General features: G+C 31.4%; 19 protein-coding genes and 1 tRNA gene. 13 read left to right on the forward strand and 7 right to left on the reverse strand.

What is annotated here, in order from left to right; all coding sequences use genetic code 11:
• Window positions 1-267 precede the first annotated feature (267 nt).
• From ABJD66_RS02350 to ABJD66_RS02360, 3 genes are read left to right on the forward strand one after another with little or no spacing between them, the layout of a single operon-like run.
• The gene (locus tag ABJD66_RS02350) at window positions 268-1,488 is read left to right on the forward strand and encodes a bifunctional alpha/beta hydrolase/OsmC family protein (RefSeq protein ID WP_348127761.1); all 1,221 of its coding nucleotides are present in this window, start codon (window positions 268-270) and stop codon (window positions 1,486-1,488) included.
• Window positions 1,481-2,629 carry an ergothioneine biosynthesis protein EgtB gene (gene egtB / locus ABJD66_RS02355; protein WP_348127764.1) on the forward strand — a complete coding sequence of 383 codons (1,149 nt, stop codon included), beginning with the start codon at window positions 1,481-1,483 and terminating at the stop codon, window positions 2,627-2,629. The genes ABJD66_RS02350 and egtB overlap by 8 nt, the downstream gene beginning before the upstream one ends.
• Before the next feature lie 3 nt (window positions 2,630-2,632).
• Complete coding sequence (locus ABJD66_RS02360) at window positions 2,633-3,571, forward strand: L-histidine N(alpha)-methyltransferase (protein ID WP_348127766.1); 939 nt, start codon at window positions 2,633-2,635, stop codon at window positions 3,569-3,571.
• 112 nt (window positions 3,572-3,683) lie between these two features.
• Here the strand turns inward: ABJD66_RS02360 and ABJD66_RS02365 are convergent, their stop codons facing one another.
• Window positions 3,684-4,565 (reverse strand): sterol desaturase family protein, encoded by an 882-nt coding sequence (locus tag ABJD66_RS02365; RefSeq protein WP_348127769.1) that lies wholly within the window; start codon window positions 4,563-4,565, stop codon window positions 3,684-3,686.
• A 150-nt stretch (window positions 4,566-4,715) separates the two neighbouring features.
• Between ABJD66_RS02365 and ABJD66_RS02370 the strand changes: the two genes are divergently transcribed.
• The gene (locus ABJD66_RS02370) at window positions 4,716-5,855 is read left to right on the forward strand and encodes a sodium:calcium antiporter (RefSeq protein ID WP_100895758.1); all 1,140 of its coding nucleotides are present in this window, start codon (window positions 4,716-4,718) and stop codon (window positions 5,853-5,855) included.
• A 73-nt stretch (window positions 5,856-5,928) separates the two neighbouring features.
• Here the strand turns inward: ABJD66_RS02370 and ABJD66_RS02375 are convergent, their stop codons facing one another.
• Window positions 5,929-7,866 carry a hypothetical protein gene (locus tag ABJD66_RS02375; RefSeq protein ID WP_348127773.1) on the reverse strand — a complete coding sequence of 646 codons (1,938 nt, stop codon included), beginning with the start codon at window positions 7,864-7,866 and terminating at the stop codon, window positions 5,929-5,931.
• Between the two features lie 593 nt (window positions 7,867-8,459).
• On the opposite strand from ABJD66_RS02375, the gene ABJD66_RS02380 reads away from it, so the two are divergent.
• Window positions 8,460-10,022 carry a M28 family peptidase gene (locus ABJD66_RS02380; RefSeq protein WP_348127776.1) on the forward strand — a complete coding sequence of 521 codons (1,563 nt, stop codon included), beginning with the start codon at window positions 8,460-8,462 and terminating at the stop codon, window positions 10,020-10,022.
• Window positions 10,023-10,147: 125 nt separating this feature from the next.
• Here the strand turns inward: ABJD66_RS02380 and ABJD66_RS02385 are convergent.
• Window positions 10,148-10,223, reverse strand: a tRNA-His gene (locus ABJD66_RS02385).
• A gap of 275 nt (window positions 10,224-10,498) precedes the next feature.
• Here ABJD66_RS02385 and ABJD66_RS02390 point away from each other — a divergent pair.
• Window positions 10,499-12,565: an ATP-binding protein gene (locus ABJD66_RS02390; RefSeq protein ID WP_348127779.1), complete on the forward strand. Its 2,067-nt coding sequence runs from the start codon at window positions 10,499-10,501 to the stop codon at window positions 12,563-12,565.
• Between the two features lie 135 nt (window positions 12,566-12,700).
• Window positions 12,701-14,755, forward strand: a complete 2,055-nt coding sequence (locus ABJD66_RS02395; protein ID WP_348127781.1) for a HAMP domain-containing sensor histidine kinase — start codon at window positions 12,701-12,703, stop codon at window positions 14,753-14,755.
• A gap of 4 nt (window positions 14,756-14,759) precedes the next feature.
• On the opposite strand, the gene bshB1 is transcribed toward ABJD66_RS02395, so the two are convergent.
• Window positions 14,760-15,476 (reverse strand): bacillithiol biosynthesis deacetylase BshB1, encoded by a 717-nt coding sequence (gene bshB1 / locus ABJD66_RS02400; RefSeq protein ID WP_100895753.1) that lies wholly within the window; start codon window positions 15,474-15,476, stop codon window positions 14,760-14,762.
• An 11-nt stretch (window positions 15,477-15,487) separates the two neighbouring features.
• Window positions 15,488-16,639 carry a PLP-dependent aspartate aminotransferase family protein gene (locus ABJD66_RS02405; protein WP_348127785.1) on the reverse strand — a complete coding sequence of 384 codons (1,152 nt, stop codon included), beginning with the start codon at window positions 16,637-16,639 and terminating at the stop codon, window positions 15,488-15,490.
• 138 nt (window positions 16,640-16,777) lie between these two features.
• On the opposite strand from ABJD66_RS02405, the gene ABJD66_RS02410 reads away from it, so the two are divergent.
• Window positions 16,778-17,578 carry a membrane metalloprotease gene (locus tag ABJD66_RS02410; protein WP_348127788.1) on the forward strand — a complete coding sequence of 267 codons (801 nt, stop codon included), beginning with the start codon at window positions 16,778-16,780 and terminating at the stop codon, window positions 17,576-17,578.
• Window position 17,579: 1 nt separating this feature from the next.
• Here the strand turns inward: ABJD66_RS02410 and ccsA are convergent, their stop codons facing one another.
• Together ccsA and ABJD66_RS02420 are read right to left on the reverse strand one after the other, a co-directional pair.
• A complete protein-coding gene (ccsA, locus tag ABJD66_RS02415) occupies window positions 17,580-20,777 on the reverse strand; it encodes a cytochrome c biogenesis protein CcsA (RefSeq protein WP_348127790.1) in 3,198 nt (1,065 codons plus the stop codon).
• Window positions 20,778-20,887: 110 nt separating this feature from the next.
• A complete protein-coding gene (locus tag ABJD66_RS02420; RefSeq protein ID WP_303541628.1) occupies window positions 20,888-21,286 on the reverse strand; it encodes a group III truncated hemoglobin in 399 nt (132 codons plus the stop codon).
• 35 nt (window positions 21,287-21,321) lie between these two features.
• Between ABJD66_RS02420 and ABJD66_RS02425 the strand changes: the two genes are divergently transcribed.
• The 5 genes from ABJD66_RS02425 to ABJD66_RS02445 are packed head-to-tail and all read left to right on the forward strand — an operon-like array spanning window position 21,322 to window position 24,629.
• Window positions 21,322-21,759 carry a hypothetical protein gene (locus tag ABJD66_RS02425; RefSeq protein WP_348127793.1) on the forward strand — a complete coding sequence of 146 codons (438 nt, stop codon included), beginning with the start codon at window positions 21,322-21,324 and terminating at the stop codon, window positions 21,757-21,759.
• 33 nt (window positions 21,760-21,792) lie between these two features.
• Complete coding sequence (locus ABJD66_RS02430; RefSeq protein WP_348127796.1) at window positions 21,793-22,557, forward strand: DUF2520 domain-containing protein; 765 nt, start codon at window positions 21,793-21,795, stop codon at window positions 22,555-22,557.
• Window positions 22,541-23,068 (forward strand): HAD-IIIA family hydrolase, encoded by a 528-nt coding sequence (locus ABJD66_RS02435; protein WP_100895748.1) that lies wholly within the window; start codon window positions 22,541-22,543, stop codon window positions 23,066-23,068. Before ABJD66_RS02430 ends, ABJD66_RS02435 begins: the two co-directional genes overlap by 17 nt.
• Entirely contained in the window at window positions 23,069-23,659 is a 591-nt protein-coding gene (locus ABJD66_RS02440) for a Maf-like protein (protein ID WP_348127800.1), read from the forward strand.
• A gap of 34 nt (window positions 23,660-23,693) precedes the next feature.
• Window positions 23,694-24,629: a septum formation inhibitor Maf gene (locus tag ABJD66_RS02445; RefSeq protein WP_348127803.1), complete on the forward strand. Its 936-nt coding sequence runs from the start codon at window positions 23,694-23,696 to the stop codon at window positions 24,627-24,629.
• The last annotated feature ends 169 nt before the right edge of the window (window positions 24,630-24,798 follow it).

Here is a 24,798-nt window from a genome sequence, read left to right on the forward strand (position 1 = left end):
ATGTGTGCTTTATAAAAAATACCGATCGGAATTTTATGTGTTTTCCATCACTAAATTAAAACCACTGTAAACGATTTACAACCTGAATTTGAAAATGAAATTACCACAAAAGTTTACACATTTTTAACCTTTTATCCATCACAAAAAAAGTTTAAAAATTACTATCAAAAAAACTAATAAACTCTTTTACAAAACATACATTACACATAAACTACAACTGTCACTAAACAAGTTTTTTTAAGCACGTTAACACATCAAAACTAACTTATGAAGAGCACTAGATTACACATAAAAAATAAAAATGGATTACAGCTACAAGGATATTTAGAGCTGCCTGCAAACCAAAAACCAAACTACTTTGCCATTTTTGCTCATTGTTTTACTTGTAGCAGCACATTAACAGCAGTAAAAAACATTAGCAGATCTTTAACTAGTCACGGTTTTGGTGTTCTTAGATTTGATTTCACTGGGCTTGGACGTAGTGAAGGAGAATTTGCAAACAGTCATTTTTCTGCCAACGTAGAAGACCTTATTGCCGTAAATAATTACTTAAAAGAACATTATGATGCTCCCTCCCTACTGGTTGGACACTCACTTGGTGGGGCAGCCGTTATTGTAGCAGCATCAAAACTAGATAATATTAAGGCAGTTGCTACCATTGGCACACCTTCTACAGCTAGCCACGTAACACATTTATTTACTCACGATGTTGATAGCATACCAGAAAAAGGTGCTGTTGAAGTTAATATTGGGGGCAGGCCATTTAAAATAAATAAAGAATTTGCTGAAGATTTTAGTAAAACCGATTTACCTAAAATCACGAAAGAGCTGCGTAAACCTATTTTAATACTGCACTCACCTATAGACACCATAGTTGGTGTAGACAACGCTCAGGAGCTTTATTTAACCGCACACCACCCTAAAAGCTTTGTAAGTTTAGACCAAGCAGACCACCTACTTACCAACCCAAAAGATAGTGTTTATGCTGGTAATGTAATTGGTACTTGGGTACAGCGTTATTTTGAGCCTAAAGAAAACAAGATGCTCTCTACAGATGGTGAACAATTGGTTGGACACCTTAACTTACTAGAAGACAATTTTACCACAACAATACAAACCAAAAAACATACTTTAATTGCAGATGAACCAGAAGATATAGGTGATGATTTTGGTCCGTCTCCTTACGATTTTCTAAGTGCAGGTTTAGCTGCTTGCACCGTAATGACTTTAAAAATGTATGCGCAGCGCAAAAAATGGGATTTACAAGAAGTTTTTGTTTATATTACGTATGCAAAAAAACACAGTGCAGATTTAATGCTAGATGTTGATAAACCAACTAAATATGACCATCTTTCTAAAAAATTAAAGTTTATAGGCAACCTAGATGAAGTACAAAAACAAAGACTTAAAGAGATAGCCTCTAAATGCCCTGTTCACAGAACATTACAAAGTGATATTATTATAGATACAACCATAGTAAATGACTAATATAAAAGACGCATACCTAAATACTCGTAACAAATTTACAGACATATGTAAAGGCCTAAAAACTGAAGATTACTCTGTTCAACCAAAAGAATTTGTGTCGCCACCTAAATGGCATTTAGCACATACCACTTGGTTTTTTGAGCAGTTTGTTTTAAAAGAATTTAGCCCAGAATATACCGTTTATAATGACGATTTTGCATATCTTTTTAATAGCTACTATAACAATGCTGGCGAACGTGTTTTACGTCCTAATAGAGGATTAATGACTAGGCCAACTGTAGACGAAGTTTATACTTATAGAGACTATGTAGATAACAAAATGAGCGCCTTTTTAGATGCTAACCCACCAAAAGAAGCTATAGAAATTATAGAACTAGGTATAAACCACGAGCAGCAACACCAAGAGTTGTTTTATTATGATATTAAATACATTTTTGGTAATCAGCCCACCTTCCCTACTCTTAAAAACAATATTATACTAAATGATATTACACAAAAACAAGAGTTTATTAGCATAAAAGAAGGCGTATACCAAATAGGACACAACACTTCTGGTTTTAGTTTTGACAATGAATTAGGTGTTCACAAAACTTATATTCATAATTTTAAAATTAGCAACAACTTAACTACTAATGCAGAGTATATTGCATTTATAGAAGCCGGTTGCTACACCAACTTTAACCTTTGGCACGCAGAAGGCTGGGACTTTATCACAAAAAATAATATTACAGCACCGCTGTATTGGCACAAGGTTAAAAACGTTTGGCACTACTATACTCTTGATGGTTTTAAACCCGTAGAACTAAATAAACCGGTTACACACATTAGTATGTACGAAGCTTATGCCTATGCAGAATGGAAACAAATGCGCTTACCTACGGAATTTGAGTGGGAAGTTGCTGCAGAACACCTAAACTACGGTCAGCTTTGGGAATGGACCAATAGTGCCTATTTGCCTTACCCTAACTTTTCTAAAGCCCCAGGTGCTTTAGGTGAGTATAATGGTAAGTTTATGATTAACCAACACGTGCTTAGAGGAGCCTCTATAGCAACACAAGAGAACCACAGTAGAAAAACATACAGAAACTTTTTTCAGCCAGATATGCGTTGGTTATTTTCTGGAATAAGACTTGCACAATAAATTATGGATTATACTTTTGATAAAGATATATTAGACGGCCTAAGTACGCCAAAAAAACACCTTTCTTCTAAATACTTTTACGATGATGCAGGTAGCAGAATTTTTCAGGAAATTATGCACATGCAATCATACTATTTAACAGATAGTGAATTTGAGATTTTATCGCTTCAAGCAAAACAAATTGTTGATGCGCTAGAGTTTAACGTACCGTTTAACATTATAGAGTTTGGTGCTGGCGACGGGTTTAAAACTTTTAAACTATTAGAATATTTAGAGAAAAACAACATTGCTTTTCACTACATACCAATAGATATCAGCAAAGAAGCAATAGATATGCTTACCAAAAAACTAAAAGAACGCTTACCAAATGTATCTATTAAACCTAAAATTGGCGACTATTTTAAAATGCTTAAAGAGCTTAAACAAGACACTACACCAAGTTTACTGCTATTTTTAGGAAGTAACATTGGTAATTATGCTTATGATGAAGCTACAGAGCTACTACAGCTTTTTAATAAGAATATGAAGCCTAAGGATAAGTTACTAATTGGCATAGATCTAAAAAAGAACCCTATTACCATACACAATGCGTATTTTGATAAAGACGGAATTACAAAACGTTTTAACCTTAACCTATTACTACGTATTAACAGAGAGTTAGAAGCCGATTTTAAAATTGATGATTTTGATTTTTATTGCCATTACAACCCAACTAACGGAGAAGTAAAAAGTTACATTGTAAGCCTTAAAAAGCAACAGGTTTACCTTAAAAAGTTAGATAAAGTGATTAATTTTAATCAGAATGAGCTTATTTGGACAGAGTTATCTAAAAAATACGACCTTAATGAGATTGAAGATTTAGCCACAAAAACAGGTTACACTCTTGCTACAAACTTTTTAGATTGTAAACATTATTTTACAGACAGCCTTTGGGTTAAGTAATTTAAAGAGTAACTAAGACAAACACAAAACCTTTTTTACATACCACAGTTTATGTAAAAAAGGTTTTTTATAGATAATTACAATTTAATTAAACCATAAAAATCAATAAACACTACTCTACATTTTTATCTTTTGTAAAACCGTATAAATTCTGCTTTACAAATCCTTTAGGAAAATGATCATCACCCTTAAAACCTAAACGTATTGTACCACTATCTTCTGGTATGTAGTTTGTTTTAAAAATATAATCCCAAAGACTTAAACTAATTCCAAAATTAACACCATAAGAACCTTCTGGTATTGTGTATGCATGATGATATAAGTGCATTACCGGATTATTAAATATATATTTTAATGGTCCCCACGTAATTTTTATGTTAGAATGATTAAAATGCCCTATAGTAATTGCAAAAAAGTGAACTATATATGCTTGTTCTGGCTCAAAACCACCTAAAATTAAAACACTAAAGGTTTTTAATGGCTTATACAATACGTTTTCCATCCAATGGTAACGTAAATGAGCAGCAAAACCCATTTCTTTAACACTATGGTGCACTTTATGAAAGTTCCACAATACAGGAAATTTATGCAACAATACATGTGTAAACCACTGCACAAAGTCTAGAACTATAAAGAAAATTAATAATTGCCAAGCCATATGCAACTTAGACAAATCTACAATAGCTAAGCTTTTAATTGTAATACCACTAGAGTTAAACAATAACTCTAACACTTTGTAAAAACCACTAATAACTATAGAAAAAACAAAGAAATTAAAAAACATATAGAAAAAATCTAACCAAAAATCTTTTCTAAATATAGACTGATTTTTACGCCAAGGAAATACAATTTCTAAACTCCAAACAACTAAGGAAATAAGTAATAATCCCCAAAAATAGTTGGTGTACCAAGGCACATCTAAAATTATAGACTTCCAGGTCCAACTTAAAGAACCTGAAAAAGCACTAATAAAAGCATCTAAATATTTTGTCATACTACAAATAAGAGTCGTAAATATCTATATTTTCTAACAAATAGAACGTAACAAATGTTACATATTAATTGCATTTGATGCCACCCAATAATATTTTTAAACATTTTCTATTTTATTTATTTAAATTTACCCAAAACCAACAAACTATTTATGGCAATTTTAACTTCACTAGGACTCATATTAATAACCTGTATTATAATTTGGAGAGCCTGTGATGGCTTTGAAATGGCATCTAATTACCTAGGCAGAAACATGAAAGAAGGTATAAAAGGTGCTACTATAAACGCTATAGGCAGTAGCTTACCAGAATTATTTACTACACTGTTTTTTTTGTTTGTGTTAAAAGATAAAGACGGGTTTTCTGGTGGTATTGGCACAACAGCTGGTAGCGCTGTTTTTAATGCAATGATTATACCTGCGGTTGTAATTTTAGTTGTAATAGGAAAAAAGATAACTTCCAAAATAGAAGTTTCTAAAAAAGTAATATACAGAGATGGTATAGCATTAATTTTAGCAGAGTTAGCTTTAATATTTGTAATTAGCGGTACATCTTTAAATTGGATCCACGGTTTAATTTTAATGGCACTTTACTTTGTTTACGTTGGCTATATGCTACTTAGTCAAGGACCAGGTGAAGTAGAAAACGACTACGAAGAAGAGGCTGATGGCGGCAACAGAGCCGTTGCCTTATTTAAAGGTGATTTAGCTACTGTTGTTCTTGGAGATTCTAAAATAAACCAAGTAAAAGCTATTGGATTACTAATTGTTTCCGTTTTATTTATAGGATTAGCTTGTTTTTGGCTGGTAGAAGCTTGCCAGGAATTTGGTGCTGCAACTGGTATGCCTATTTACTTTGTTTCTGTTGTTTTAGCATCTGCTGCTACAAGTGTACCAGACACTATTATATCTTACAAAGATGCAATGAAAGGTAATTATGATGACGCTGTTGCTAATGCTTTAGGTAGTAACATATTTGATGTTTGCTTTGCTTTGGGTTTTCCTTTATTCTTGTTTACATTAATATACGGACCTATAGAAATGAGTGCAGACACTATTGAAAACATAGGGCAATTGCGAGTGCTACTTTTAATACTAACCGTAATTGTATTTTTTATATTTATACTTTCTAAAAAAGGCATAAAAGGAATACACGCAAAGTTACTATTACTACTTTATGTGTTATTTGTAATATATTCTGTTGGCAAAGGTTTAAGCTATGACATTCCTTTAATTAATGAAGTTTCTAATGGTCTATCTCATATATCACACTGGTTTACGAGTATTATTTAAGATAATGTATCATATAAAAAAAGGAGTTTATTTTGTAAAATAAACTCCTTTTTAATGTTTTAAAGTCACTATTTTACAGCTCGTCTTCAGATAATACAATTAAAAAATCATCTTCTAATAATTCTATTTCTGTGTCTTTAGATAAGTTTAAAGTAATACCAAAATTATTTTCTAAGCTTTTGCTTAAATTACCTTTTCTAATTCCTAGACAAATTTCATCTCTCTGTTGTGCACAAAAAATAGCATCTGCAAAAGTTATTTTCTGCGGAAAAGTATCAAAATAAAGTGTTGCTGGTTTTACATAAATTTCACTTCCATCTTCAGAGAAAATATCGTCGTAAAAAGTCTTCATTAAAGCCTCTTCACTCAATTGCGCCAATATCATTGTAATTAGCTTATTACTAATTATAAAATCATCTACATTTGTTTGTGTAATTATTTCTTGATTTTCAGAATTTAAAACCTGAGTAATTATATGTAGTCCGTCTGCGCTTTGTACTAGTTTACGTAGTAACAGTAAAATAATTAGGGTATCAGAATCTATTTTATCTGCAGATTGCTCTTCCATACTCTGAGACAATATTACAACCGTATCATAACCCTCTGGATTAACTTCTTCAAGCTTATGTAGATCTAAAGGATTAGAATTATGCAAATTGATATTAAAATCTGGATATAAACCTTTAATTTCTGTAACTATCTGCGTTAATTCATCCGTAGGTTCATCAAACAAAATATCAAAATCTGAACCTTCCAATAAGTAATCCGTAGCCTCCTCTATAAAAACTTCAGCCACTTTATGCCAACCTAAGATTAAAATTCGTTTTTTCTTCTGCTCTAAACGAACATCAATAATTTTTTTATCTCTATTAGGAAAAAAGTATTGCTTCCCCTCAAAAGATATTGTAGAATCATCCTCTGCTAAAATTACAACAGAATCTCCATTGTTTAGTACTTTATCTACTGGAGGCCTAAGCACCAAACCTTCTTCCTCTGAGTAAATACCCAACGGAATACCGTCTTTTAAATAATAACTTAATTCTCCAAAAGGCACCTTATTCCAATCATCTTCATAAAAGTATATTTCACAGCCATCAAAAGATAAAATCTCTTTGTAGACAGAATCCAAACCACTTGTTAACGATGTCTGTATTAAAAGTTTACCCATAATATTCCAGCTATCAATAGCAATAATATTATCATCTTCAAAAAAGCTTATAATATCCCTTTTTTCTTTGGTAAAAATCTCTGCAATAATTGGCAACTCGTTTTTACCATTTTGACAGGCTGTAATTGCCAAGATAGATTTAACAGATTGTACATCACTAGCTTTCTTTTTACTTAAAGTTGCACTTTCAGAACAACCAGCAAGTATTATAATAGACCTAGCCGAGTGTAAATTAATACGTTTTAGTTCGTTAATATTGGCATAATCTCCTTGAGTTGTAATTACCTCTGTCGTCATCATATCTGGCAAACGCTTAGTAATTAAGTTATCCATTTCTTCTTTATCTGTGTTAGATAAAATAACAACAGACGCTTTAGACTCGCTCTCATTAGCTAAAATCAATTCTCTTATAACATCTACTACACGCTCATTCCATCCTAAAATAATAGTGTGATTACTTTCTATAACCTTACCCCTACCTTTTCTAAAATCATACAACATTGTATCTAAGGCAGTTGTAATAAAACCAATAAGCATAGACAGCAAAATAACACCAGTTAAGCCAGATAAAACCGTTAAAACCTTTAAAAAAGTTGGTGCATCATTATCCTGATTCATATTACCAGGATCTGTCATTTCTAAAAAAGTAACCCAAATATCTCTAAAAATGTTTCCTGTATAATCTAGACTAGGAAAAAGATTTATAAGTAATAATCGCAGTCCTACCAGAAATACAAATACAACGATAAATATAATTAAAAGACTCTTAAAGATTGATGAGCCTCCTTTGCTTAAAAAGCGTTCTGCCTTGTAGTTTAAGCGTTCAGAAAAAGAATTCTTCATAAAGAAAGGTTGGTTAGAGGTTTTGTTATGGGTTGTTTTTATTTTTTATTCTAACATTAATAATATCAATTATTTTACACCTGCTGTAAACCCCAACATAATCTCTTCCATTTTAAAACAACTACAATATGTATTATTGCTTAGTAAAATTTTAATCAAATAATTAGTCATGCACCTAAAAGCAGTGGCAATAACCTAACTTTTATTAAAGGTATAAATACTTACTATTTAATATGTTAAATAACACAAAATACATTAAAATATTGCAACAGAAGTAATTTTATTAACTAAAGGTTAATACAAAAGCTGAAATATTAATAAAAAAACAAGAAGTTATCTAACAAAGACTTAAATAACCATTAAAACCACTGTAAAGCCTTTAAAAAAAGACTGTAACAGAATAAACAAAAACACATTATTGCTATAAATTTAATTATAAAACTAACAATAACATACGTAAAAACAGCTTACACTTGCAAAAACACAACAAAAGAGCATTGTTATTAAAATGTTAACAAACAACCTAAAGCATAACTTATAATTGCCCATTTTTTAGTACTTTTCAAAATACAAGAACAATTAAAAATCCAAATATGAAAAAACTAGCATTTATAGCCTTAGCTTTGGCTGTAAGCTGTAATTCGACTCAGAAAACTACAGGCGAAAAGAAAACGGAAAAGGCTGTGGAAGCTAATCCAGAAACTTATGGTAACACTATTACCGAAGCTGAATTAAAAACACACTTATACACTTATGCTTCTGATGAATTTGAAGGCCGTGAGACAGGAAAACCTGGACAAAAAAAGGCTATAGAATACATTAAAAAAGAATATATAGGTTTAGGTATTAAACCAGCTAAAGCAGATGGTAACTACTTTCAAGATGTTCCTTTAGAGATATCTAAACTACCTACAGGTTCTCTTAGCATAAACGGAACGGAATACAAATTAGGAGAGGATTATGTTGCTACTACTGCTGCTTCTGGAGACTACACTAATGTTGTATATGTAGGTTTTGGTATAGAAGAAGAAAACTACTCTGACTATAAAAACCTAGACGTTACAGATAAAATTATTGTAGCTAAAGTAGGAGAACCTAAAAATGATGATGGTACTTATGTATTGTCTGGTTCTAAAGAAAAATCTTCTTGGAACAACCCTTCTGAAGCATTAGCAAAAAGAGTTGAAACTGCAAAAGAAAAAGGTGCAGTAGGTATTATTTTTTACGACGAAAACAACTACCCAAGATACCAGCAATATTTTGCTCAAATGAAAAAAAGCGGTAGAGAAAGAATTTCACCTAAACCTGCAACACCTAATAAGTTTGCAACAATTTTAGTTAATTCTAAATTAGCAAACGCCATTGTTAAAAACATTGCTACAGATAACACACCTAAAGTTGTTAACACTACTTTAAATGTAGATTTAAAAAGCGGCAATAAAGATGTAAAGTCTGAAAATGTAGTTGCTTACATTAAAGGTTCTGAGAAACCAGATGAATACCTTGTTATATCTTCTCACTTAGACCACATTGGTGTATCTGCAGACGGACAAGTTAATAATGGTGCTGATGATGATGGTTCTGGTACTGTTGCATTACTAGAAATTGCTGAAGCTTTTAGAAAGGCAGAATTAGATGGTAACGGACCAAAACGTTCTGTTGTATTTTTACACGTTACTGGTGAAGAAAAAGGTCTATTAGGTTCTCAGCACTATACAGATGTAGATCCAATTTTTCCTTTAGAAAATACTGTTGCTGATTTAAATATTGATATGGTTGGTAGAATTGACCCTAAGCGTGAAGGAGACAGAAACTATATTTACCTTATTGGATCTGATAAATTAAGTACAGAATTACACAATTTATCTGAAGAAGTAAATAAAAAATACACCAATGTTGTTTTAGATTATACTTATAATGATGAAAATGATCCTAACCGTTTTTACTACAGAAGTGATCACTACAACTTTGCTAAAAACAACATTCCTATTATTTTCTATTTTAACGGTACTCATGATGATTATCATCAACCATCTGATACTCCAGATAAGATTAACTACGATCTATTAGAGAACAGAACTAGATTAGTTTTTTACACAGCATGGGAAATTGCTAACAGAGCAAACAAACTAGTTGTAGATAAACCTACAGAATAGATTAAAAACCTAGCTTTTTAAAACAAGTAAACCCTTTACTAAATAATTAGTAAAGGGTTTACTTGTTTATTATTCATCTATTAAAATCAAAAAAGCCTTATCAAAATTGATAAGGCTTTGCTTTTGGGTGGAAGACCGGGTTCGAACCGGCGACCCTCGGTACCACAAACCGATACTCTAACCAGCTGAGCTACATCCACCATTTGTAAGCGGATGCAAAGATAATTTTTTTTATTTTATCTATCAAAATATTTTGCATCATATTTTAATATATTTAAAAAATAGATTGTAACGTACTAATTATCAATATTTATCGTAGTTTAGCCCCTGTTTATTATTTTTCGGCAGTCGTTAACAAGTACAAAAAAGCAGTTCAAACACACAAAATATGTTATTTCACAACATTAATTAGCCAATGCATATGCTTACTATTAAATTCACGTTTTAGTTACAAATACAGAATAGCAATAAAATTAATGGTTATAGAATCACAATATAAAGTGTATTGTTTAAATATAAGAAGGCCGTATTATCTACTGTCTTTACTTTGTACACTATTATTCTGCTGTATTACAAAAGCAAATGGTGTCAATACTCCTACTATTAGTAGTGACTTGGTTAAAAAAGACACAATTTATGTAAATGCCTTAATAAACAAAGCAGAAAGACTTCGTTTTTATAATTCTGACAGTTTACTAATTTTAGCTAATGAGTCTTTAAAACTTAGCGAAGAATTAGAATACAGTTACGGTATAAGCAATGCTCTTTTACAAACAGCCAATTACTATTCTGATGCCGGTAATAGTGAAAAAGCAAATACATTATATATAAAAGCTCTAGAAGAAAGCAAAAAGACAACAGACAGTAATTTACAATTGTCTATAATGAATAATTTTGCAAAATCTTATTATTATTTTGGTAACTACGCCAATTCTTTGGCAATATATTTAGAGGGAGTAGAATTAGCCGAAAAAAGCAATAACAACAGAATGCTTTCTGTAATGAACGAAAATATTGCCAACCTCTACTCTGCTCAAAAAGATTACAAACAAGCATTATTATTCTTAGAAAAATCTATAAAACTAAACCTTATTATTAAGGATGATTTTTACTCTGCAAAAACGCTATGTAATTATGCTTATTTACAAAGTGAAATAGGCAACATTAATAATGCTATGTTTAACATTAATAAGAGTATTAGCATTTTTGAAGAATACAATAATATTAGATGGATAGCAAAGGCCTATAGAGTAAAGGGAGACATTTACTTAAAACAAAAAAAATACACATGGGCTATACGTTGGTATGACCAAAGCTTTCATTTATATGACCAAATAAAAAACAACAGAGACAGGCTAAATTTACTGAGTGGTTTAGCATATGCACATTTTGGCAACAAAAATACAGATACAGCAGAATTATACGCACTTACAGCTTACAATGACGCAAAAGAACTTAACTCTATTAAAAATATAGAAAGCGCTTCTGACATCTTATATAAAATAAATAAAAACAAAAAAGACTTTGAAAAATCATTGTTTTTTCATGAACTATATAAAAAAGTAACAGATTCTTTATCCAGAAAAGAGAACAAGCGTAGTTTATTAATGCTTCAAACAAAAATTGAGAGAGATAAACTAAAAGAAACTAAAGAAGTTGTAGATAAACTAGAGAATGCAAGAATTAGGAGTGCTATTTACATAGGCATCTCTATTTTAATAATATGGGGTATTATAACCTATATGATGTCTAAAAGTAGAAAAGCTCATAAAAAGCTTAATACAGAGTTGCAATTAAAGCAAGTTGTTTTAGAAAACAGAGAAGAAGAACTGCAAGAGATTAATGAAACAAAAGATAAATTATTCTCTATTATTGCACATGATTTAAGAGGCCCAATAGGTGCATTATTAGATGTTTTAAAAATGATGAAGTCTGGCGATTTAGCCATAACAGAGTTTAGAGACTTTGTTCCTAAACTTATAAAAGATGTAGATCATATATCTTTTACATTAAACAACTTACTATCATGGGGACAAACACAGATGAATGGTGCAACTACCAATACTACATTAGCAGAATTAAATACTTTAGCAGAGAACAACATAAATTTATTAGGCGAAACTGCTAAAAAGAAATCTATTACGTTAGTAAATGAAATTCCAGAAAATACTATGATATTTTCTGATCCAAACCAAATAGATATTGTTATTAGAAACATAATTAGCAATGCACTTAAGTTTACTCCTAAAGGAGGAAAAATAACAATAGACGCACAAGAAAAATATCAATTTATTGAAGTTACCATAAAAGATACTGGCATAGGGATGAGTGAAGAAGACTTAAGTAAAGTATTTACTCCAAACCAAAGTCATACTACCTTTGGTACTGATAATGAAAAAGGAACAGGCTTAGGCATCTCTTTAAGTAAAGAAATGGTAGAAAATAATGGAGGTAATTTATGGGCAAAAAGTAAATTAGGAAAAGGAACTATATTTTATTTTACTGTTCCAAAGGGAGAAGACAATTATCAATACACACTATAATTAATACTAAAATTTTTAAATTCATAATACAGGATTACAATTACTAGTTATACCATATTTTTTAACTTAAAAACTTGTTAAACTAGTTCGTTATCAATATATTGCTAGGCATTTTTACACATTTTTCACTGTCACATGAACAATAGTTTACAAAGTAATTTACTTAAAAAAATAATTACACTTACACTTGTATGCTTTTCTGTGCTATCTGCCAATTCACAATCTAAAATAGACAGTATTAGAGCATTAGTAGAAAATGCATCTGAAAAATTAAAAACTAAAGAAGACAAACAAAACTACATAGATTTACTTACATCTTTAGCTAGTTATTACAGGTATGAAAACGTAGATAGCTTAAAAGCTATATCAGACAGAGTATACAAACTAAGTGAAACTATAAACTACAGCAAAGGTAAAACAGATGCTTTATCTCATTTTGCATACTACAACTCTTACCAAGGAGACTTTGATTTAGCCATAAAACAAATTACAGAAGCTTTAAACATAGCAGAGAAAATTGATTATATAGATGGTCAAATTAGTTTATCTAATCAACTTGGTTCTGAATATGCATATATTGGAAAAAATGGAGAAGCTTTAAAAGCTTATTTAAAAGGTGCAGATTTAGCTCTAGAAAACGATGAAAAAGTACTTTTATCTTTCATAAAAGATAACACCGCTAGTTTATATGCTTCCCAAAAAGACTACAAACAAAGTATTGCCTTATATAAAGAAGTAGACAAGCTAAACAAAGAAATAGGCAACCCTATATACATTGCAGAAACATACGCCAATATGTCTGACATTTACATTAGAGTGAATGAATTAGACTTAGCCACTAAATATATAGATAATAGTATTGCCACTTTTGAAAAAAAAGGGGAAAAAGAATGGCTATCTTATTGCTATATAAATAAAGGAAGAATATTAATTGAACAAAAACAGCCAAAATTAGCTTTAAAATGGCTAGGTATTAGTGAAAATATTTTAAAAGAATTAACAGACGATAGAACTGTAATGTCTTTAGAGAACGCAAAAGCTAAAGCTTACTTAAGTCTAAAGCAGATGAACAAAGCTGAAACTGCCGTTAACAAAGCTATTGAAATAGGAACAAGATTTAAACTACTAGAAGAACTAGAGGAATCTTACGAAACACTTTACCAAATACACAAACAAAATAACAAAACAGATTTAGCATTAGAAAGTCTGGAATTGTTTAAAAAAACTTCTGATTCTATATTAAGAAGAGAAAACAGCAACAGCTTAGGTGCATTTAAAACAAGAACAGAATACGAAAGGCAAAAAAGAGATACAGAGGCAGATGCTAAAAAAGAAATAGACAAACATCAAAATTACCTTTATATAGCAATTGCAGCTTTAGTTGTATTAAGTTTTATTTTACTACTTATAAAAATACAAGCTAATACTAGAAAAAAATTATACAACCAGCTTATAGAGCAAACCGAAATATTAAAAAAGAGAGAGAACGAATTAGAAAACATAAATAAAACAAAAGATAAACTATTTTCTATTATTGGTCACGATCTTAGAAATCCTATTGCTGCTTTACAAAGCCTTTTAGATATGTTTGTTTCTAAAGATGTAGAAGCAGAAGATTTTATACGTTTTATACCAAAACTAAAGAGTGATGTTGATGCTTTATTTTTTACGCTAACAAATCTGTTATCTTGGAGTAGAACACAAATGAACGGAGGCTCTACTTCTCCTTCAAAAGCCAAAATAAACAACCTTACTCAAAACAATATTAACTTATTAGCTGAGCTTGCTGAAAATAAAAACATTAGTATCACAAATAACATACCTGCAAACGCTATTGTTTGGGCTGATAAAAACCAAACGAGTGTTGTTATACGCAATCTACTTAGTAACGCTATAAAGTTTACTAAAACAGATGGCAACATAGTTTTAAACGCTAAAGAAACTGAAAACACCTGGATTGTTAGCGTAAAAGATTCTGGTATAGGAATTAAACCAGAATTAATTGAAGAGCTATTTACCAACGAAAGTGCAATAGCAGTGTCTTATGGTACCAATAATGAAAAAGGTACAGGACTAGGACTTCCTTTGTGTAAAGAAATGATCACCAATAACAAAGGCACAATCTGGATAGAAAGCACCTTAGGTATTGGTAGTACATTTTATTTTGAATTACCAAAAGAAGAGATTTAATCCCTTAAATTAAGTCATCCAAACTATTTACAGCTACAAAGCGCTCTACAGTAAAACCTTCTGCGTGGTCCACCCCTATTAAACGCCCTAAATCTTGAGCTCTATAAGTTACACTTTGTAAAAAATTCTGACTCGTAATAGGTGTTTGTGGCGCATTACTATTTGTATCGTAAAACTGAGTTTTGTATGCTAAAACAGACTTTACTTTGGTATCTATAAAGCCTGTAACATCTACCACAAAATCTGGCTCTATATTTTTCCACTGTATATAATGATAAACGTTTTTAGGCCTCCATTTTTCCTGAGCTTCTCCATTTATTGTTGTTTCTATTTTTAACAACCCGCTTAAAAAACAAGCATCACTAACAAGTTTACTCCCTTTACCGTGGTCTATATGCCTATCATCAATAGCATTGCATAATACAATTTCTGGCTGGTATTTACGTACCATTTTAATTACTTCTAATTGGTGCGCTTTATCATTTACAAAAAAACCATCTTTAAAAGCTAAATTTTCTCTAACAGAAACACCTAAAATTTTAGCCGCTTCTGTAGCCTCCTCATCTCTAGTTTGTGCTGTTCCTCTAGTACCTAATTCACCTCGTGTTAAATCTACAATACCAACTTTTTTACCATTTGCAATTTCCTTTGCTATTGTAGCTCCTGCTCCCAGCTCTGCATCATCTGGGTGCGCCCCAAAAACTAATATATCTAACTTCATTTTATTCTAATCTATTTTACCTTAGCTAATGCTTGTTCTATATCAGCTATTAAATCTTCTACTTCTTCTATACCAACAGAAAAACGAATTAAACCATCCTTAATACCTTGTTTTTCTCTTTCTTCTGCACTTAATAAAGAATGAGATGTTTGCGTTGGCGACAAAACAGTACTCTCTACCCCTGCCAAACTCATAGATGGTTTTATAAGCTCTAATGCATTTTGAAAGTTCATAGCATTTATGTCGTCCTTAAGCTCAAAAGATAACATACCTCCAAAACCTTTCATTTGTGACTTTGCTAGTTCGTGGTCTGGATGCGACTCTAAACCAGGATAATACACAACTTCTACATCTTTATTTTGATGTAAATATTCTGCCATTTTTTGTGCATTTTCATTCTGAGCTTTTACTCTAATTCCCATCGTTTTCATACTACGTTCTAACAACCAAACTGTATAATCACTTAAGCTACCTCCAAAATTCTTTGCTAATTGAAAAATCTTATCTATATATTCTGCTGAAGATGCTACAGCACCTGCACAAATATCAGAATGTCCTCCCATATATTTTGTAGCACTGTGTATAACTATATCTATTCCAAAATCTATTGGGTTTTGGTTTACAGGACTTGCAAAAGTATTATCTATCATAGATACTAAATTGTGCTTTTTAGCCAAATTTGCAACCGCCTTTAAATCTGTAATCGTAAGCAAAGGATTAGATGGTGTTTCAATATAAACAACCTTTGTATTTTCTTTTATTTTAGCTTCAAAATCTTCAGCCTTTAAACCCTCTGTTAAAGAGTATTCTATTCCAAACTTAGTAAACTCTTCTTGTATTAAGTTATACGTGCCACCATATAATGTTTTTTGTAGTACAACGTGGTCTCCAGCGTGCAAAAAAGCCAATAAAGATGTACTTACAGCTGCCATTCCACTTCCAAAAATTAATCCGGCTTCTGTATGTTCTAATGCTGCTACCTTTCTGCAAAGAGCCTCTTGGTTTGGTGTATTAAAATACCTTGGGTAACGCTTAACATCTACGCCTTCAAAAGCATAGGAAGAACTCATATATAAAGGAGATACAGCGCCTTTAAACTGTTTATCTTCTACCTCTCCTGTATGTGTGCATATTGTGTTTAACCCTGCTTTAGATTGCTTCATTTTTTTAGTTTTAGTGTTATTTAGTTGCTCTACCAAAGTTACAAATTTAGAACCTAAACAACCTAACAAAACTATTTGGCATTATTAGACGTATATAAATTTAACAACACTATTATAATTTGAATAAATAACAACATAATGAACCTTAAAACAACTGTTTATTTCCTTTTAATAATTAGCTTATTTAGCGCTTGCTCTACAGATAGCGAATCTGACGCATCATCTACTGATAATAACAACGAAGTTATTACTGAAGAAATGAAAGACAGAAATAGAAAAAATGTAGGTGACTCAGCAAACGATTTACTGGCTAATGACAAATATAAAACTACTGTTTTTGAAATATTCTACGTAAAAGATTATAAACCTACAGATGAAACTGTAGAAAATTTTAAATCTTTTGTTACAGAACGATTAAATAAATCTAAAGGTTGGGAAATTCGACTTGAAGAAATTACTGTACCCGCAAAAACTGCTTACACGGTTGATGATATTATTGCTATGGAAAACAACTTGCGTACTCAGTATAATACAAATGATAAAATTGCTGTTTTTGGTATTTATTTAGATGCAAAATATGCCGGAAATACAGAAAATGGCTCTGTTTTAGGAATTGCCTACCAAAACACATCTTTTGCTATTTTTGAAAACACTGTAAAAACTTTTAGTAACAAACCTCTAGCTCCAAGCAGAACAGTATTATCTACTACCGTTTTAAATCACGAATTTGGACACTTACTTGGTTTAGTTAATGTTGGATCTGAAATGCAAACAGACCACCAAGACATAGCACACGGTAAGCATTGTGATGTAGATAATTGCTTAATGTACTGGACTGCAGAAACAGGGGAAGGACTTTTAAACTCTATTACAGGAGGACAAATACCAACGTTAGATCCACAATGTATAGCAGACCTAAAAGCCAATGGCGGAAAGTAAACTATTTAGAATAGTTTACTTTATATCTCCAGTAACTTATTAAACCAAGTACCACAACACCTGCTGCTGTATACCATATAAACATAGGGGTAATAACTTGCGCTCCACTAGCATAACTATGCAAACCTGCTAAGTAAAAGTTTACTCCAAAATACGTCATCATAATACTTGCAAAAGCAACAATACTTGCAAAGTTAAACAACCACTTACTACGTAAACCAGGTACAATTCTCATATGCACAACAAAAGCATAAATCATAATAGATACTAATGCCCAAGTTTCTTTTGGATCCCAACCCCAATAACGTCCCCAACTTTCGTTAGCCCACATACCTCCTAAAAAGTTACCTATAGTAAGCATAACAAGTCCTGTTGTTAAAACAAGCTCATTAATTATGGTTAACTCTTTCAAGTTAAGATCCATACGCTCTTTGTTTTTCTTGGTTGTTAGTATAATTAGTATTAATGATGTAACCCCTAGGATCATCCCAACGGTTAATGGTCCATAACTACCCACAATTACCGCAACGTGTATCATTAACCAATAACTATCTAAAACTGGCACTAGGTTAGATATTGATGGATCTACCCAGTTTTGGTGTGCTATCCACAATAACATAGCAGTAACAAAAGTAGCCGCTGCAATTGTTAAATTACTTTTACGTGCAAATAATAAGCCCATACCTAAAGTAGCCCAAGCTACGTAAATAATGCTCTCGTAAGCATCACTCCACGGTGCGTGTCCAGATATATACCAACGTAATATTAAGCCTGCTGTATGCCATAAAAACAACAACCAAATTGTCCCTTTAAAAAAGTAAACAGCTACACGCCAAACACTACGATCTTTAAATATTTGAAAAATTAAAATAATAAATAAAAATAAGCCCACAACAGCGTATGACTTATATAGCACATTAAAAATATTAAGCTTATTGTAAATTACTTCTATATTTATTTTTCTGTCTGACGGTAATACTTCTTTTCCGTGGTTTATTTGATTTTGTTTTAAACCAGCTAACATTGTATTAGCTTTTGTATAATCTTCAGATTCTCTTGCTTTTTGCAATTCTAATAAATAATATGGTATAGCATTTTTTATAAAATTATCGTACAATTCTTCTTGGACAGGAAACTGACCATTGTTACTTCTATATTCTAAAGCAGATATCCATTTATTATTATCTACATTTAATAGCGGAAAAACCTTTAAAATTTCTCCACTTAAAGCTCTGTTTAAAAGCCCTAATCTAATGTTAACATCTTTATAATCTTGCTGAAATTTATTAGGATTATTAGTTGCAGTAGCTTCTACCAAAAACGGATCTAACTTGTAACTTTGCTTTTCATCAAAAAAGTCCATTAAAGTTGCATATCGTTGCCCAGCTGGCACACCTATAACTTTACGTATACTATCATTATACCCTTTTTTATCAATAGCAATAATATGTGCATTAGCCCACAATTGTTGGTTAGTCATCATAGATAAAAACACTTGATCTGATGTTAAGCCTAAGTATTTATCTTTTAAACTTAATTTACGTAGTAATTCTGATGTAAATGTGTTTAAAGGCTTCATACGTCCACCTTCATCTTGAATCACTAGCTTACCAAACTCCTCTGCATGTTCTTTAGATACTGCAGTTGCTAAAATAATAGAATCTACAACTTCTTGACTAGGTACTGCTGCGTGGTTATGACCATCGCCAGGACTATGCTGTTGTGCATTTACACTTTGAGAAGTTAAACTCAACAAAGCACCTAAAACTAAAACAGACGTAAGTTTTGCTTTTTTAGCTTTAATTTTGTCCAAAGAAACCGCTAAATCTTTAAATCTTGTTTTTCCAAAAAACATAATACCCATTAAACCTGCATATAACATAAAATAACCAATATAAGTAATCCAAGTTCCCCATTGGTCGTGATTAACAGATAGTTTTGTCCCTTTTTCATCAGGATCAAAACCTGCTTGAAAAAAACGATATCCCTTGTGATCTAATATATGATTCATAAAAATATCATAGTCAAATGGCTTTTCATCTTCAATAGTAACCTTACTCATAAAAGACGCATACCCTTTTTCTGTACCAGGATATTTTTCTGCTATAAAATCATTCAACTTAATAGCAAAAGGCAATTCGTACATTTTAGAACCATAAGCCATCCTAAACTCTAAATCGCCAATTTTAAAAGGATCTGCAAACTGCAACATACCTTTAGACCCTAGTAATTTTTTACGTACAGTTTTACCATTTACAGTAACATCTAAAATTAAGGCATCTGCCATATTTTTTGTACGTTCCTCTTTTGGTATAGGTATAATTCCGTTTTTACCTTTAACCAAAGAGTCTGGCATTACAAATTGCATATCTGCCATTTGATATAAAGAGCGTAATTGCAGTTTTTGTACCGTATCTTTTTTAACGCCACCTTGTAACCTATCTGCCATTCGCATAAAAGTACCTTCAAACGGAGATTGTATAGTGTAACTAGAGTCTGTTGCCGTAATATTAATAGCACCTTTGGTTGGTTTATTTAAAGCAAATAAAATATTATGTATGCTTTGTACAACTCCTTCTTCTAGATAATGATCATGACGACCACCACTACTAGATTCTACTATTTTTAAAAAGTTTTTTCCTTCTTCACCAATAATTAATCCTTCTTTAGCTCCATCAATAAAACCAGCATATTTAATACTGTATTCTGTTTTATCAAAATTTGTGTGTATTGGCAAACTAGACTTTAAACCCTCTGCTGTTACAAGAATAGGATACTCTTGCTTTTTCTGCATTTTTACTCCGTCTTTTTCACCATAAACTATGGTAGAAATGTATGTTTTATCAGAATAAAATACATTTTCAGTTTCGCCTTCACGTATAGGCATCATCCCCTCAAAACTAATGTATCTTGTTACAAATGCACCAATTATTATAAATATCCAAGAAAGGTGTAACAGCAATACTGCCCATTTTTCTTTGCGCAATAATTTATATCTAGAAATGTTTCCTAAAAAGTTAATTACAAAAAAGGCCATTATAGCCTCAAACCAAGTGGTATTGTAGATCCAAATTCTTGCTGTATCTGTGCTATACCAGCTTTCTATAAATGTCCCAAGAGCTAATGCTGTTGCAAAAGCAATAAAGAGAAATGACATTAAACGTGTAGAGAAAAAGAACTTCTTAATTAAATTTACCATCTTGGATAATACTATGTGAATTTGGTTTGCAAAAATACGCCCTTTTTGTGTTTTTTTGTACCTAAAACAACAATAAATGTGTTAATGAAACCCTAATATTTAACTATTTATTAGCTAGTCTTTGGTCTAGCATTAAAAATATGAATATGAATGTTAGACCCCATATTACGAGCCCTGTTTTTAGCAATATTTACATTATCGCCTTCAAAAAGTTCATCTAAAGTTGCAAACCAATGATTAAGCCAAATACCAAAATGCATTTCGTTTATGGTATTACCTGTAAAATTATCTACTTTATTATGCACAGCAATAGGGTTACCTTTGTATGTACCCCGCTCTATAAATAACTGATTGCTCCAAAAATTAGTAAGGTGTTGTAAATGATGGTCCCAATCTGTAATTATACCGTTAAAAATTGGACCTAAAGTTTCATCCTTTCGTATTTTATCATAGAATGCAGAGACCAATACATATACATTCTCTTTAGTTGTAAGCTCTAGTTTTTTCATATTACAAATTCTATTTAATACATTAGCAAATAATTATGAATGCATTAGTCACAAAATTAAGCAACAAAGTATTAATAAAAGACAAAAAAACTATTATTATGATTAGCGTTACACCCTTAAAAAAATTTCTTTGTTTTGCTCTTATTATTCTTCCCGTTCTTATAAATTTTAGTTGTTCTAGTGATGATGATTCTGACGCAGATACAGAAGAGGGACCAAAAGGAAATTGCATAGAAAATGGAGCTGAAATTACTATTACAGGCAATCACAATCACACCTTAGAAATTCCTACGCAAGACATAATTAGCGGCACCACAAAAGTATACCCATTAATTGGCGCTACAGGACACGAGCATATGCTTACCATTACAACAGAAAATTTTGCAACCTTAAAAACTAATAATGCTATAACCATAGCTGCAAGTACAAATGCAGGGCACACACACGCAGTAACAATTGGTTGTAAAGAATAATAGTTTTAAGCAGATTAACTGTACTTTTGTAGTATGATTAGGGTAGTTATTATAGGGTTAGGAAATATTGGTACACACTTATACAATGCATTTAGTGAGCTAAAAAATGTATCTATTGCAATGGTATACAACCGTACAGAAACAGCATTACTCCCCTTAAAAAATAGTATAAATACAACTACTGACATTAGCAATTTACCTAATGCAGATATATATATTATTGCTACCACAGATGATAGTATTTCCAATATATCTTCACAATTAGTCTTAGAAAATAAATTAGTAGTGCATACCTCTGGCAGTGTTGCTATTGCTGCTTTAAATGATAAAAACCGAAAAGGATCTTTTTATCCACTACAGACGTTTAGCAAAGGTGCTACTGTAAATTTTAAAGAAATTCCTATTTGTATTGAAGCAGAAAATAATGCTGATGAAACATTACTTCTTCAACTAGCAGAAAGTGTTTCTAACAGTGTGCATAAAATATCATCAGAACAAAGAAAATCTATACATTTAGCTGCCGTTTTTGTCAATAATTTTAGCAATCATATGTACCAAGTTGGACAAGAAATTTGTGAAGAAAACAAGGTTCCTTTTTCAATTTTATCACCCTTAATACAAGAAACCGTTACAAAACTACACAAACTATCTCCTTACGATGCACAAACAGGACCAGCAAAACGTAATGACATAGGTACAATGCAACGTCACTTAACCCAATTAACAAACAATACGCATAAAGAAATATATAGCGTTATTAGCAAATCTATTACCAACACTTATGGAAAAAAGTTATAAAGAATACTTACATAATATTACCACTTTTGTTTTTGATGTAGACGGTGTTTTTACAGACGGAAATGTACTGATTACCGAAAACGGAGAATTACTACGTAAAATGAATGTTAAAGATGGTTACGCCCTTAAAACTGCTATACAAAAAGGTTTTAATGTTTGTATAATATCTGGTGGCACTAGTGAAGGTGTACGCACTAGATTTAAAGGTTTAGGCGTAAAGGATATTTATTTAGGCGCTCACTTAAAAATAGAACCTATAAAAGAGTATTTATCTACCAACAATATAGACCCAAAAAATGTTTTATATATGGGTGATGATATGCCAGACGTGCCACCTATGCAATTAGTTGGCATGCCTACTTGTCCGCAAGATGCTATACCTGAAATAAAAGCTGTAAGCAAGTATATTTCTCAAAAAAATGGCGGTAAAGGCTGCGCTAGAGATGTTATTGAGCAGGTTTTAAAAGCACAAGGTAAATGGAATGATAATTACAGCGCTAAAAACGACTAAATGCTTTCTGAAAAATTAAAAGATTATAACATTATTTTAGCTTCTGGTTCCCCAAGAAGGCATCAGTTTTTTAAAGAATTAGATATTAACTTTAAGGTTGATGTTAGACCTATTGAAGAGGTTTTTCCTAATCATTTACATGCTGAAGAAATTACAGATTATTTAGCTGCTTTAAAAGCAGAACCTTTTAAAAAATCACTCCAAGAGAAAGATATTTTAATAACATCTGATACTATTGTTTGGCACAATAATGAGCAGCTAGGCAAACCCAAAAGCACTGCAGATGCTATTGCTATGCTTACAAAACTATCTAACTCTTGGCACCAAGTAGCTACATCTGTATGTTTTACATCTAAAAATAAGCAAATTACAGAAAGTCATATTACAAAAGTAAAATTTAAAGAGCTTAGCTTGGAGGAAATTACGTATTATGTAGAAAACTACAAACCACTAGATAAAGCTGGAGCTTATGGTATACAAGAGTGGATTGGCTTAATTGCTATTGAAGAAATTATTGGCTCCTACCCTAACGTTGTTGGCCTACCTACGCATTTAGTTTATAAAACTTTGCTAACTATAGCTAATGCATAACATTTTAAGTAATTTTACTTAAAATGTATTTGTTATGAAAAAATTAGTTGAACTAGGTATAATAGCAATTACGCTATTAATGTCTAATGCCTGTAAAGAAAAAGTACACAACCAAGATATAGCTGTTACTACTCCTAAAAAAGTTATAAAAAAAGAAAAGCCAAAGCCAGTATCTAACCAATTTAAAAAATATTGGTACAATGGTACGGCAGAAATAACATCATACAATTTAGAACAAGCTAGGTATGGCGAGTTAAGACAAGGTTCTGCTGTTTTGGTTTTTGTTACAGAGCCTTTTAGCGCTAAAAAACAGGTAAAAGCAGATCTACCTAGTAATACAAACATTCCTGTTTTAAAATTAAATAGTACCAAGAAATTTTTAACTGGTATTTACCCCTATTCTGTAATGTCTAGCACTTTTTATCCTGTTGGTGATAATTCTGCTTCATTAAAAATAACAAATTCTGTACAAGAATGGTGCGGACAAGTATTTTCTCAGCTAAACAATAAAGAAAAATTTGAGGTTTCTTCTTTTTCTTATTTTGAAAGCGAAGGAGATGAAAATTTCACCCTTGAAAAAAATATTTTAGAGAACGATCTTTGGGCAAAAATTAGAATTAACCCAGATAGTTTACCAACGGGAAATTTACAAATTATTCCGTCTTTTACATACATTAGGTTTTCTCATAAAAAATTAAAAGCATATGCAGCAAAGGTTACTAAAACCACTAAAGATAATGTAAGCATTTATAGTTTAGATTATCCTGATTTGCAGCGCAACTTAACAATAACGTTCTCTACAGCTTTTCCGCACACTATAGAAAGTTTTACAGAAACACATAAAAGTGGTTTTGGGTCAGATAAAAAAACACTAACAACTACTGCAACTTTAAATAAAAGAATACAAACAGCCTATTGGCAACAAAACGGAAATAAAGATTTACATTTTAGAGATAGCTTAGGATTATGAATGAATTTATAGATACACATCAAAATCAATTAATAAACAGCTTAATTTGTATTTTGGGCTTTATAGTACTGCGTTTTGTTACTGCAAAAGCAATTAGTAAAATAGGAAGAATTAGCGACATAAATAAAGTACGCACAAAGCTTATAATTAGATATGTTACCATATTACT

The sequence above is a fragment of the Cellulophaga sp. genome (assembly GCF_039943695.1).
Classification (GTDB): Bacteria; Bacteroidota; Bacteroidia; order Flavobacteriales; family Flavobacteriaceae; genus Cellulophaga.